Source organism: Hymenobacter negativus (assembly GCF_016056375.1).
GTDB classification, from domain to species: domain Bacteria; phylum Bacteroidota; class Bacteroidia; order Cytophagales; family Hymenobacteraceae; genus Hymenobacter; species Hymenobacter negativus_A.
The window spans coordinates 543,895-556,452 of record NZ_JAEDAE010000003.1; the positions used below are offsets into that span (position 1 = coordinate 543,895).

At 61.6% G+C, this 12,558-nt stretch carries 10 protein-coding genes; 5 read left to right on the plus strand and 5 right to left on the minus strand.

Features of this window, described 5'->3' with window-relative positions:
* Window positions 1-103 precede the first annotated feature (103 nt).
* A complete protein-coding gene (locus I7X13_RS10255; RefSeq protein ID WP_233454734.1) occupies window positions 104-919 on the plus strand; it encodes an alpha/beta hydrolase in 816 nt (271 codons plus the stop codon).
* Between the two features lie 43 nt (window positions 920-962).
* On the opposite strand, the gene I7X13_RS10260 is transcribed toward I7X13_RS10255, so the two are convergent.
* The 3 genes from I7X13_RS10260 to I7X13_RS10270 all read right to left on the minus strand — a co-directional run bounded on the left by I7X13_RS10260 (window position 963) and on the right by I7X13_RS10270 (window position 5,273).
* On the minus strand, window positions 963-1,499 hold the full coding sequence (locus I7X13_RS10260) for a DUF6438 domain-containing protein (protein WP_198075393.1): 537 nt from the start codon (window positions 1,497-1,499) through the stop codon (window positions 963-965).
* 137 nt (window positions 1,500-1,636) lie between these two features.
* Window positions 1,637-3,415, minus strand: coding sequence for a membrane protein insertase YidC (yidC, locus tag I7X13_RS10265; protein WP_198075394.1), 1,779 nt, complete (start codon window positions 3,413-3,415; stop codon window positions 1,637-1,639).
* 211 nt (window positions 3,416-3,626) lie between these two features.
* Window positions 3,627-5,273: a CTP synthase gene (locus I7X13_RS10270; protein ID WP_198075395.1), complete on the minus strand. Its 1,647-nt coding sequence runs from the start codon at window positions 5,271-5,273 to the stop codon at window positions 3,627-3,629.
* A gap of 148 nt (window positions 5,274-5,421) precedes the next feature.
* Between I7X13_RS10270 and I7X13_RS10275 the strand changes: the two genes are divergently transcribed.
* Window positions 5,422-5,595: a hypothetical protein gene (locus I7X13_RS10275; protein ID WP_198067945.1), complete on the plus strand. Its 174-nt coding sequence runs from the start codon at window positions 5,422-5,424 to the stop codon at window positions 5,593-5,595.
* 156 nt (window positions 5,596-5,751) lie between these two features.
* Window positions 5,752-7,362 (plus strand): Na+/H+ antiporter, encoded by a 1,611-nt coding sequence (locus I7X13_RS10280; protein WP_198075396.1) that lies wholly within the window; start codon window positions 5,752-5,754, stop codon window positions 7,360-7,362.
* Window positions 7,363-7,475: 113 nt separating this feature from the next.
* On the opposite strand, the gene I7X13_RS10285 is transcribed toward I7X13_RS10280, so the two are convergent.
* The gene (locus I7X13_RS10285; protein ID WP_198075397.1) at window positions 7,476-8,579 is read right to left on the minus strand and encodes an NADH:flavin oxidoreductase; all 1,104 of its coding nucleotides are present in this window, start codon (window positions 8,577-8,579) and stop codon (window positions 7,476-7,478) included.
* Window positions 8,580-8,766: 187 nt separating this feature from the next.
* On the opposite strand from I7X13_RS10285, the gene I7X13_RS10290 reads away from it, so the two are divergent.
* A complete protein-coding gene (locus I7X13_RS10290) occupies window positions 8,767-10,197 on the plus strand; it encodes a D-alanyl-D-alanine carboxypeptidase (RefSeq protein WP_198075398.1) in 1,431 nt (476 codons plus the stop codon).
* Window positions 10,198-10,347: 150 nt separating this feature from the next.
* Window positions 10,348-11,046: a GNAT family N-acetyltransferase gene (locus I7X13_RS10295; RefSeq protein ID WP_198075399.1), complete on the plus strand. Its 699-nt coding sequence runs from the start codon at window positions 10,348-10,350 to the stop codon at window positions 11,044-11,046.
* Between the two features lie 13 nt (window positions 11,047-11,059).
* Here the strand turns inward: I7X13_RS10295 and I7X13_RS10300 are convergent, their stop codons facing one another.
* Complete coding sequence (locus I7X13_RS10300; protein WP_198075400.1) at window positions 11,060-12,253, minus strand: YHYH protein; 1,194 nt, start codon at window positions 12,251-12,253, stop codon at window positions 11,060-11,062.
* Window positions 12,254-12,558: the final 305 nt, after the last annotated feature.

Sequence of the window (12,558 nt, forward strand, 5' to 3'; positions counted from 1 at the left end):
GATGAGACGCAAAATGTTGCGTCTCTACTAGGCCATAGCAATGACTTTTTATTCACGTATAAGGACAATGGTTACACTGCGTACCTCAATTCCAATAATTCTGTTGGGACTACTGTCGCTTGCCGAAGCGCGCGGCCAGCAGGTCAAGCCCGCCGTTGATGTGGCGGCCCCACTGGTTATCGGCCAAACCTTTACCCTTGAATCCAAAGCGCTGGGGGAGACCCGGCGCATCAACGTGTATCTGCCGGCGGCTTACACCGATTCGGCCACGGTGCGGCTGCCGGTGCTGTATATGCCCGACGGCGGCATTGCGGAGGATTTTCTGCACGTGGCGGGCCTCGTGCAGGTGCTTACCGGCAACGGCACCATGCGGCCGTTTATTCTGGTTGGCATCGAAAACACTCAGCGCCGGCGCGACCTGACCGGCCCGACCACCAACGCCGAGGACAAGAAAATTGCGCCCAAAGTGGGTGGCTCGGCTGCCTACCGCCAATTCATTCGCGAAGAGTTGATGCCGCAGGTGAAGCAGCGCTACCGCACCACTTCGGAAACGGCCATCGTGGGCGAGTCGCTGGCCGGGTTGTTTGTGGTCGAAACCCTGCTGCTGGAACCCAAGCTGTTCAATACCTACCTCGCCTTCGACGCCAGCCTGTGGTGGAACAACGGCCAGCTGGCGGCGCAGGCCGGTACGCTATTGCAAAAAAGCCGGCCGGCGGTTACCGTGTACCTGGCCACCAGCATCCACGGCGACACGGCCGCTACGCGCCGCCTAATGGCGCTGGTTCGGCCTCAGGCGGCGCGCCTGGGCAACTGGCACTACGCGCCGATGCCGGAAGAAACGCACGCCACTATCTACCATCCGGCGGCACTGCGGGGGTTTCGGGTGGTGTTCAAGCCGCAAGCCAAAGCAGCACGGTAAAGGCATGCGGTAGCGCGGATTTTGTAGTTCGCGCTACCGCATGCTATTTCTCCAGCCCATTCACCTGGGCCAGTTGGTCGAATTGCGTGGTGAGGTAGGTGAAATAGCTTTTCACATTCTCCGGAGCATTGGCTTCGACAGTTACTTTTTTAAGGGTGCCGTCGGGCTGGCGAATGGTGACGATGGTGCTCGGCAGGTCGGTTGCGCCGCTGGAATAGTTCTTCTCGAACGTTTCAAAGCGGGCTTCCCGGGCCTGGCGCAGCATATCGGCCACGGCAGCAGCGGGCATCTTCAGCTCGTGCTTGCCCATCATCGGCACGGAGTGGCGGCCTTCGTAGGCCACGCGGCCATCGGCGTAAACCTCCATGATGTAGGCCGGGCAGAACCCGTAGCAGGGCGTGCGCTCGAAGGTGAGCACCGGGCGGGCTGCGGTAGGCGTGGCGGCTTTGGTAGTAGTCACAGTCTTTTTGCTGGCCTTTTTGACTTTGACTTTTTTGGTGGGCGCGTACTGGGCATTAGCCGGCAGCACGAAGCTGAAACTAAAGAAGCCAAGGAGCAGCAGGAGCGAGAGGAGGCGCATGGCGGTTGAAATGAGAGAATGGACGCGTAAAAGTAGGCGCACAAAAAATGGTCATCCGAAAACCGTGCCTGGTTTGTGGAATGACCATTTTTTAGTTTGTAATCCTTCGCTCCGCTCAGGATGACAGATGAACTTCCTTACGACTTCTTACGAGCCTGGGCCTCGCGCTCCTGCGCGGCTTTCATGGCTTCGGCAATGCGGCCCTGCAGGCCGCTGGGCTTCTTGTCCTTGTTCTTGATTTTGTTGGCGTCGAGCTGGGCGCGGATTTTCGTGTCATCCACGAAAGTCTTGGTGATGGCCTGCTGGGCGAAGGTGATGACGTTGGACACGAAGTAGTACCAGGTGAGGCCCGCCGCGAAGCTGTTCAACACGAACAGGAAGATGATGGGCATCAGGTAGCTATAAGTCTTCATCGGGCCCTGCATGGCCGTGTTGGTTTGGTTGCTCTGCCAGGTCATAAGCAGGGTGGAGGCCGTCATCATCAGCGTGAACATGGAGACGTGGTCGCCGTACCATTTCACGTAGAACGGCAGCTTGATGAACACGTCGTAGCTGCTCAGGTCCTTGGCCCACAAAAAGCTCTGCTGACGCAGCTCGATGGCATTCGGGAAGAATTGGAACATGGCGAACAGAATCGGCAGCGTGAGCAGGGTGGGCACGCAGCCGCTGAGCGGGCTCACGCCGAATTCCTGGTACAGCTTCATGGTTTCCTGCTGCACCTTGGTCTGGTCGTCGCCATACTTTTCCTTAAGCTGGTCGATTTCCGGCTTCAGCACCTTCATGCGGGCCTGGCTCTCGTAGGTTTTGTAGGTAAGCGGCCAGGTAACCAGCTTGATAAGCAGCACCAACAGCGCGATGATAACGCCGTAGGACGATATGAACTGCTCCAGAAAGTGAAATACCGGCAGCACCACGAAGCGGTTCACCCAGCGGAACAAGCCCCAGCCGAGGTACACGTTGCGGTCGAACTCTGGTGTTACGGCCTTGAGCAGGTTGAACGAGTTCGGGCCGAAGAAAAAGCGGTACTGACCGCGGCCCTGCTCCACCTCGGCCACGGGAATGGTCAGCGTCGAGTTCAGGGTTTTGATGGTCGTGGAATCGGCCAGGTTCACATCGGAGTTGAACGCCCCGCCCGCGAAGGGCTGCTGGTCGGCAATGAAGCCGGCCACAAAGAAGTCGTGCTTGTGGGCGGCCCATTTCACGGGACCGGCGGCCTTGTATTCCTCGGGCTTCTCGCTGGCTTCGGCCAGCGCGCCTTGGTCGCCGGCGGCCAGGTAGTGGTTGATGGTAGTGTGGTTGCGGTTCTGCTTGAGGTCCTGCTCGGTCTGGCGCACCTGGTCCACGAAGGTGAAGGTGAGCGGCTCCTGCGCCACGGTGCGCTCCAGGCCCAGCAGGCGCAGGTCGTACTTCAGCTCGAAGCTGTTGGCGGGTAACGAGTAAGTTTGCACGATGCTGCCGCCGGCCACCGGCGCGCTGAAGGTCAGCGTCGAGCCACCGGCCGTCTGCGACGGCACGGCCTGGAAATTCAAATCCGAAAACTTGATGGTTTTGCCATCAACGGTCCGGAATTTGGTGTCCATGCGGGCGCTTTTGGCATCGAACAAATCGAGCGGCTTCCCGAAAAAGGTCTTGTACTTGTTCATCCGCACGGCCGTTACGCGGCCACCGCGGGTCGAGAAGGTGACGGTCAGGTTCTCGTTGGCGAGAGTCACATCCTTGGCCGCGCCGGCCGTGGTGTCGAGGGCGGCTTCCGGCGCGAGGGCAGTAGGCGTGGCCCCGGGTTGGGCGGCGGCCGTGGTCGCGGGCGGGGTTTTGCCGGCGGCTTTTTCATCCGTCTTCTTCGGGCTGAAGAAGAACAGGTACACGAGGAGCAAGGCCGAGATAAGGAACAGGCCGGTTGCTGAATTTCTATCCATTAGTAAAAAAGGTTGCGAAGGGGCAAAGGTACGGCGGGACGCTGCGCTTAATGAAGAATGAGGAATTAAGAATGAAGTCGCCTGTCATCCTGGGCAGAGCGAAGGACCTTATCGCGTTTCATTGTCTGCCATTACAGCAAACCTGTTCAGCGGTGATAAGGTCCTTCGTTCTGTTCAGGATGACAGGCGACTTGCGGCAATGACAGGTGCCCTACCCCTTCCTATGCTGAATAGCCGCCCGCACAAACCGCACGAACAGCGGGTGGGGCTGCTCCACGGTGCTTTTAAGCTCGGGGTGGAACTGCCCGGCCACGAACCAAGGGTGCGTGGGCAGCTCGATTACTTCCACCAGGCCGGTGTCGGGGTTGGTGCCGGTGGCTTGCAGGCCGGCTTCCTCGAAGCGGGCGAGGTAGTCGCCGTTGAACTCGTAGCGGTGGCGGTGGCGCTCGCTGATATGGTTTTTGCCGTAGGCCTTGGCGGCTTTGGAGCCGCGGCGCAGGTCGCAGGCGTAGGCGCCGAGACGCATGGTGCCGCCTTTCTGGGTGATGTTTTTCTGCTCCTCCATCATGGCGATGACGGGGGTGGGCGTGAGGGCGTCCATCTCAGTCGAGTTGGCATTTTGCAGGCCCAACACGTTGCGGGCGTATTCCACCACCGCTACCTGCATGCCCAGGCAAATGCCGAAGAACGGGATGTTGTTCTCGCGCACGTGCTTCACGGCCACAATCTTGCCCTCAAAGCCGCGCTCGCCGAAGCCGGGTGCCACCAGCACGCCGTCGCAGCCGTGGAGCATAGCGGCGATGTTTTCGGGGGTGATGTTGTCAGACTGGATGCTGCGCACCGTCACCTTGCACTCGTTTTGGGCACCGGCGTGCACGAAGGCTTCGTTGATGGACTTGTAGGCGTCGGGCAGCTCCACGTACTTGCCTACCAGGGCAATGGTCACTTCCTCGGTCGGGTTTTTCAGCTTACCCAGGAAGTCCTTCCAGGCCTCGAGGTCGGGCTGCGGGGTGCCGCCGGTCAGTTTCAGGCGTTTGATAACCCGCTCATCGAGGCCCTCTTTGCGCATCAGCAAAGGCACCGAGTAGATGCTGTCGGCGTCGAGGCTTTCGATGACCGAGTTGATTTTCACGTTGCAGAACAGCGCGATTTTGCGGCGCATCTCCATCGGAATGGGGTGCTCGGAGCGGCACACCAGGATGTCGGGCTGGAGGCCGGCCTCGCGCAAATCGCGCACCGAGTGCTGGGTGGGCTTGGTTTTGAGCTCGCCGGCGGCCTTGAGGTAGGGCAGCAGCGTGAGGTGAATCACCAGCGAGTCGTACTCGGGCAGTTCCCAGCGGAGCTGGCGCACGGCCTCCACGAAGGGCAGGCTCTCGATGTCGCCGATGCAGCCGCCGATTTCGGTGATGACGACATCGAACTGGCCGTTCTGGCCCAGCAGCAGCATGCGCCGCTTGATTTCGTCGGTGATGTGGGGCACCACCTGCACGGTTTTGCCGAGGAAGGCACCTTCGCGCTCGCGCCGAATCACGTGGTCATAGATGCGGCCGGTGGTGACGTTGTTGGCCTGAGAAGTGGGCGTGTTCAGGAACCGCTCGTAGTGGCCGAGGTCGAGGTCGGTTTCGGCTCCGTCATCGGTTACGTAGCACTCGCCGTGCTCGTACGGGTTGAGCGTACCGGGGTCGATGTTGATGTAGGGGTCGAACTTCTGGATGGTGACTCGGAACCCGCGGGCCTGCAAAAGCTTGGCCAGCGAGGCGGAAATAATTCCTTTGCCGAGTGAAGAAGTGACGCCGCCGGTAACGAAAATGTATTTCGCTGCCGACGCGGAGGGGGAGGGGTTGGAGCGTTCGGGCATGACGGGAGTCAAAAGTACGGCATCTGAATTTGGGACGCCGGAAAATCTGCGCGGCAGCGAAGTGCCAACGCGGGGCCGCCAGCAGAAAAAACACCGGTTCGATTCCGCAAACGATTGCAAAATCAATTGGAAATGAGTATATTTATTAATGGCACATTTCATCAATCACCTCGTCCAATCCTGGGGCCTAGCCCCGGTGCACTACTGGCACCTGCGCCTGCTCTTCGCCCTGTTGCTCGTGCCCTTGCTCGGGGTGCTCTACGTGGTGCTCTTCGACCGGCCCAAGCGCCCGACGACGGGCCGGCAGCTCTGGCACCGGTAGGCGCAATTCCGGGTGGCTGAGAATTGCCCGTAAGCAGGAAATGGCCGAAAAAGAACGTCGTGCTCATCTGGCGGATGCCGAACGAGCGTGGCTGTTTGCGTGTGTTTCTACACACCGTCTGGCGTTTCTTTGGGTTGTTGAACCCAATCCGGCCCCATGCTGCACGAAAGCCTACTCCTTATCCTCGGCCTGCTGTTTGCCGTGTTTCTGCTGGTGATGCTGGGGCAGAAGCTGGGAATTTCTTACCCCATTTTCCTGGTGCTGGGCGGGCTGGCACTGAGTTTTGTGCCCGGCCTGCCGCGCGTGGCCATCGCGCCGGACCTCATTTTTTTGATTTTCCTGCCGCCGCTGCTCTACGAAGCCGCCTGGAACACGGCCTGGAAGGACTTCTGGCGCTGGCGCCGGGCCATCGGGCTGCTCGCGTTTGGGTTGGTGGCCTTTACCTCGCTCATTGTGGCCTACGTGGCGCGGGCCGTGATTCCGGGTTTCACGCTGGGGCTGGGGTTTTTGCTGGGCGGCATCATTTCGCCGCCCGATGCTGTGGCCGCGACTTCGGTGCTGCGCGGTATCAAAGTGCCGCGGCGGGTGACGGCAATTCTGGAGGGCGAAAGCTTGATTAACGATGCCAGCAGCCTGATTGTGTTTCGGTTTGCGCTGCTGGCGGTGCTTTCCGGGACGTTTATATGGCAGCAGGCAGCCACCAGCTTTTTGCTGGCGAGCAGCATGGGGCTGGCGGTGGGGCTGGGCGTGGCGTATGGCTTTTTCCTCATCCACAAGTACCTGCCCACCACGCCCAGCATCAATACGGTGCTCACCTTTATGGCGCCCTACGTGATGTACCTGCTGGCCGAGGAATTCCATTTTTCGGGTGTGCTGGCGGTAGTGAGCGGCGGGCTGCTGCTCTCGTACCTCTCGCACCGGGTGTTCGATGCCAATACGCGTTTGCAGGCGTATAGCGTGTGGGCCAGCGTGAGCTTTGTGCTAAACGGGTTGGTCTTCATTCTCATTGGCTTGCAGCTGCCCATTGCGGTGGAGGGGCTCGGCAGTTATTCGTTGCGGCAGGCCATCACCTACGGCCTGCTGATGAGCGGGCTGGTGATTGTGATTCGGCTGCTGTGGATGTACCCGGCGGCCTTCATTCCGCGCTACCTAAGCCAGAAAATACGCGACAGCGAGCCCAGCCCGGGCTGGCAGGGCACGCTGGTGCTGGGCTGGGCCGGCATGCGCGGGGTGGTGTCGCTGGCCTCGGCGCTGTCGGTGCCGCTGCTCTCGGCCGATGGCCTGCAGTTCCCGCAGCGCAACCTGATTCTGTTCATCACCTTCGTGGTCATTCTCGTCACGCTGGTGCTGCAGGGGCTCACGCTGCCGGCCATTATCCGCTTCACCAAAATAGCGGAGCGCGACGATAGTACGCCCCTCGAAGAACAGGAAGCCGGCGTGCGCCTGCACCTGCGCACGGCCGCCGTGAAACACCTCCAGCGCCAGTATGCTGCCGAACTGAAGGTCAACGAGTTGGTGGCCCGCCTCCATCAGCGCATGGAAACGGAGGTCAACCTCACCACCCGCACCCTCAATTCGCTGGAAGTTGATGAGTCGGGCCGCGATGCCTTGCGTCAGTATCACCGCGTATTGCTCGACGTGCTGCAGGTGGAGCGCGAGGCGCTGGAGCACCTGCGCCACCACAACTCCTTTGATGAGGAAGTGTTGCGCCAGCAGGAAGCCCAACTCGATTTGGACGAGGCCAAGGTGAAGCACATCGAGCGGTAGGAAAGCGTAGCGCGCACTCTGTAGTCCGCACCCTCGCGCTGTCGCAACAGCGCTTTCGGGAATGCGGACTGCAAAGTCCGCGCTACTGAAAACGGCCGGCAAAACTGCCGGAATTACACCAGCGTGCGCAGCGCCTCGCGGCTGAAACCGTGCATCTCATCGAGGCGGCCCTGTTCAATTTTCTTCACCCAGTCGGGGTCCACAATCAGCTGGCGGCCCACGGCCACGAGGTCGAACTCGTTGCGGTCGAGCCGGCGCAGCAGTTCCTCAATGCCCTGCGGCTGGGAAGCTTCGCCCGCGAAGCCAGCCAGGAACTCGCCCGAGAGGCCCACCGAGCCCACGGTGATGGTGGTTTTGCCAGTGAGCTTTTTTACCCAGCCCGCGAAGTTCAAATCCGAGCCTTCACTTTCGAACTCCGGCTCCCAGAAGCGGCGCTGCGAGCAGTGGAAAATATCGACGCCGGCCTCGGCCAGGGGCTGGAGCCACGCTTCCATTTCCTGGGGCGTGTGGGCCAGCCGGGCGGCGTAGTCCTGCTGCTTCCACTGCGAGAGGCGCAGGCTGATAACAAAATCCTCGCCCACCTGGCGGCGTACTTCCTGCACCAACTCCACGGCCAGGCGGCTGCGCTGGGTCAGTTCGTCGCCGCCGTAGGCGTCGGTGCGCTGGTTGAGGCCGGCCCAGAAAAATTGGTCGATGAGGTAGCCGTGGGCCCCGTGCAGCTCCAGGCAGTCGAAGCCTAGGCGCTGGGCATCGGCCGCGGCCCGGCCGAAGGCGGCAATGGTGTCGGTGATGTCGGTTTCGCTCATGGCCCGGCCAGTGGCTTCGCCGGGCTTGAGCAGGCCGGAAGGCCCTTCGAAGTTTTCCGCCGGCTTCCAGCCCGAGCGGTGCCCGGCCATCACGCCCATGTGCCAGAGCTGCGGACCCATTTTGCCCCCGGCGGCGTGCACTTCGTCGATGACGTGCTGCCAGCCGGTCAGGGCGTCGCCGTAGAAATGCGGAATATTGGGGTCGTTGGACGAGGCTGGGCGCTCCACCACGGTGCCTTCGGAGAGGATGAGGCCGACCTGGCCCTCGGCGCGGCGGCGGTAGTAGGCGGCCACATCCGCGCCCGGCACGCCGTTGGGCGAGAAGGAGCGGGTCATGGGGGCCATCACAATGCGGTTTTTGAGCTGGAGGGATTTTAGCGCGAAGGGCGCGAACAGGGTGTTAGTGGACATAATAGACGGTTGCTTTCTTCGTATGATGGAAAAGTTGACAACAACAGGGCGGGAGGTTTTGATTTTTTACAAACCGTAGGGTGCAGGAGCAAGCCCTACCGGGTACGACCCCGCACGCTACTCCGTGAAAAGGATAATTCCTCCCAAAAAGCCACCCCAGCCCCGTTTGCTGCGTAAGTTGCGGCCCATGCTACGTCCGCTCTATTTCCTGCTGCTACTTACTATCGGGACCACCCAATTATCGGCCTGCGCCCAGGCTCCCGAGAAGCCGCCGGTGGCCGCCGCGCCAACGGCCGGCCCGCGCCTGCCCTGGCTCGATTCGCTGCTGGCGGCCTCGCCGGTGCTGGCCCAGCACCAGGTGGGCCTGAGCCTGGCCTATGCCGACAGCGCCCGCCCGTTCTACGGCTACCAGGAAACCAAGTATTTCACCCCGGCCAGCAACATGAAGCTGTTCAGCTTCTACACCGGGCTGCACCTGCTCGGCGACTCGTTGCCCAGCCTGCGCTACTTTAGCCGCAACGACACCCTGTTTTTTCAGGGCACCGGCGACCCCACCCTGCTGCACGGTGACGTGCCCAGCCGCCGGGCCTACAATTTCCTGCTGCACCGCCCCGAAAAAAGCCTGGCTTACTGCGCCATTGCCTGCGTAACCCCTTTCGGTCCCAGCTGGACCTGGGACGACTACGGCTACTACTTCCAGCCCGAGCGCACGGCCTTCCCGATTTACGGCAACACCGTGCGCTTCTACGCCACGCCACCCGCGCCGGTGCGCAACGGCGGCGTGGCGGCCGTGCGGCCGGGGCTGGCGCCGCAGTCGCGGGTGCGGGTGCTGCCGCGCTTCTTCGCGCCGCTGGTGGGGCCGGCCGCGCCCGATTTGCTCACGCCGGACCTCGATAAGGATACTCACGTCATCCGGGCCCTGCACGAAAACCGCTTCTACGTGCTGCCCACCACCAAAAAGTGGGTTGACGAAACCCCGTTCGTGACCAGCAGCGGGCTGATGCTGCGGCTGCTGGGCGACACGCTGCGCCGCGCCACCACCGGCGCCGTGTGGCACCCCCGGCCGGGGCTGGACTCCATCCGCACGCTGAACGGGCTGCGCGTGGACTCGCTCTACCGCCGCATGCTGCGCGTGAGCGACAACTTTCTGGCCGAGCAGCTGCTGCTGATGTGCAGCACCAAAATCGGCCGGCACGACTCGCTCAGCACCGGCCGCGTGATTCGCTTCGCCCGCAAAAACCTACTCACCGGCCTGCCCGACCCCATTTTCTGGGTCGATGGCTCGGGCCTTTCGCGGCTGAATCTCATCACCCCGCGCACCCTCACGGCGCTGCTGCTTAAGCTGCATCAGGAGCTGCCCGAGCGCCGCCTGCTGAGTTTGCTGGCGGCCGGCGGCGGCCAGGGCACGCTGCGTAAGCGCTACCACGACGCCACCGGCCCGTGGGTGTGGGGCAAAACCGGCACCCTCAGCAACAACCTGAACGTGTGCGGCTACCTGCGCACCAAAAGCGGCCGGCTGGTGGCCTTCACCTTCATGAACAACAACCACGTGGTGGACAGCGGCGACATGCGCAACGAGGTGGAGCGGGTGCTGCGCCAAGTGCGCGAGCGGCTGTAGCACCCCTGGCCGGATGTGCCTTGTGCATGGCAAATGGAGAATTGCTGAATCAGTGTTATTAAAGCAGGTGTTCAGCCGTCCGATGAAAGCCTTGCCTCCCGTTGTGTTTACTGTGCCACCTGCGTGCACTTGCTCGATTTTCCCTGTCCAATGCTTAACAACACGGCCCACGTACTTGATAACCCGGTCTGGAACGCGCTGATTTCGGGCAATGCACCCCTGGCGCATGGCACCGCGCAGGTGAAGTATTTTGCGGAAGATGTGTCGCCCTTCGCGGGGTTCGAAACCTGCACGCCGCAGGCTCTTGAGGCGCTTCACGCCCTTGTGCCTGCCGGGCGCGTGCTGGGCATAGTTAGTCCGGTTCCGTTACATATTCCGGCTCCATGGCAGCTGATGCAGCAAATGCAGGTAGGTCAAATGGTGCAGGAGCGGCCAGCTGCGAACAATTTGTTGGGGCCGCCGGCCACGCCGCTGGGGCCGGCGCATGTGCCCGCCATGCTGGCCCTCACCCAGCGCACCAATCCCGGTCCATTCTTCCCCAATACAATTGCGTTTGGGCATTACGAAGGCATTTTTGAAGGGAATGAGCTGGTGGCGATGGCCGGGCAGCGCATGAACCCGTCTCCGTATGCCGAAATCAGTGCGGTATGCACCCACCCCGACTACCTGGGCCGGGGCTACGCTGCCCGGCTCATTCAGCGCCAGGCCCAGCGCATCGTTGCAGCCGCAGGCATCCCGTTTCTGCACGTAAAAGCCGACAATACGCGGGCCATCAGGCTCTATCAACACCTGGGCTTTGTGACTCGCAAGGAGATGAGTTTCCATATCATCCGAAAAAATCCGTCCTGAGGCCGAAGGGGCATTAGTGCGCTACCACAATTTTTTGGGTGCTGCCAATGGCTGTACCCTCCACTTTAAGGTAGTAAACCCCGGCCGCTACAGCGGTTAAATCGAGTTCAGCCGGTACCGATGGATGTAAGACTACCGTAGGCGTAACGGCTTGGCCCAGCGTGTTGAATAGCGTGGCACGCAGGTCGTTGGCCACGCCACCTTCGGGGGCCACGGTGATGCTGTTGCTGGCCGGATTGGGGTAGGCACTGATTTGCAGCCCAGCGGCCAGGAAAGTGGCCGTCACCACGTAAGTCGTCACCGGCTCGTTCACCACGGCGTGGCCCGACTGCGGACCGATGGCGCCGGCCGGAATCACGCCATAATAAGTAGGGCCGGGCGTGTAGGGGTACGCGCCTTCGTATCGGCTGTTGATGGTGACGAAGTAGGCGTAGGTGCCGGCCGGGTACTCCGGCGTCACGCAAAAGCGGCCGTTGTGCACGTCAAGGTCGCCGCGCCCGGCCACGTATTCAAAATCCTCCACATAATAGCCCAGCGGTTTGGCCGCGCTGATGGCAGGGCCGGCCGAGGGGGCCGTGCTGCCGTCGGGCAACGTGGTGCGGGCCGTGATGTTGCGGGCGCGGTAGGAACTGCGCATGCTTTTGAGGCCTCCGGTGCCGTTGGCATTGGCATAGCCGTAGGCCCCGTAAATGGGATAGCCGTCGAGGGCGAAGCCGATGAGCGGGGCGTGGCGGCTGCTGTCGTGGTCGTTGTAGAGGCAGCGCGGGTTGAGGTGGTGGTGGTACTCCCCGTTGCCGGCCGGGTGGCCCAGGCAAGAGTCAAAGCTGGGGCCTTCCACCACAATGGCGTTCTGGTTCCACACGCCCGCGTTGTTGTAGCTCATGGCGTCTTTGGCGTTGAAGAGGCTCACGCCGTTGCTCCAGATGCCGGTGTGGCCCAGGGGCGTGGCCGTGGGCGTGCCGGTGTTGGGCGTAGGAGTGCGGGTTATTTTGAACACGAAGTTCTGGTTGGTGGCCGTGTTGGGGTTGTTGGGCCAGCCGCCGATGGCGTAGCTCGGGATGCCCGTGCAGGTGATGTACACATTGGCAGCCGAGTACTGCACGCGCTGCACGTTGCTCGGGATGTTGTTGTAGCCGGTGGCCCCGGTGGTGTTCACCAGCCAGCCGCTCACGATGGGGGTGACCTGGGCGCGGCTCAGGATGGGCATTAGCAATAAGAGAAGGGCAAGGGAGTAGCGATATAGCATAGGGCGGGACATGAAGTAAGAGCCAGACGAAGCGCTGGCCTTGGGGGCGGCGCGCCGCCTTGTGGGCCGATTTGAAGGTACGACGAGGGCCGGGCTGTCAGCGTGGCTATTGACCGGTTGCGCACAATCAATCGACCAATTGCCGATTTAGCCGACTAAACGGCATTTCGAGCCGATGACCAGCCAGTATTACCGGTTGAAAGTATGCACGCATACTAAAAAAGTGCCTTAATTGTCTAGAAATGTGCTTTTTCTCGATGAACGAC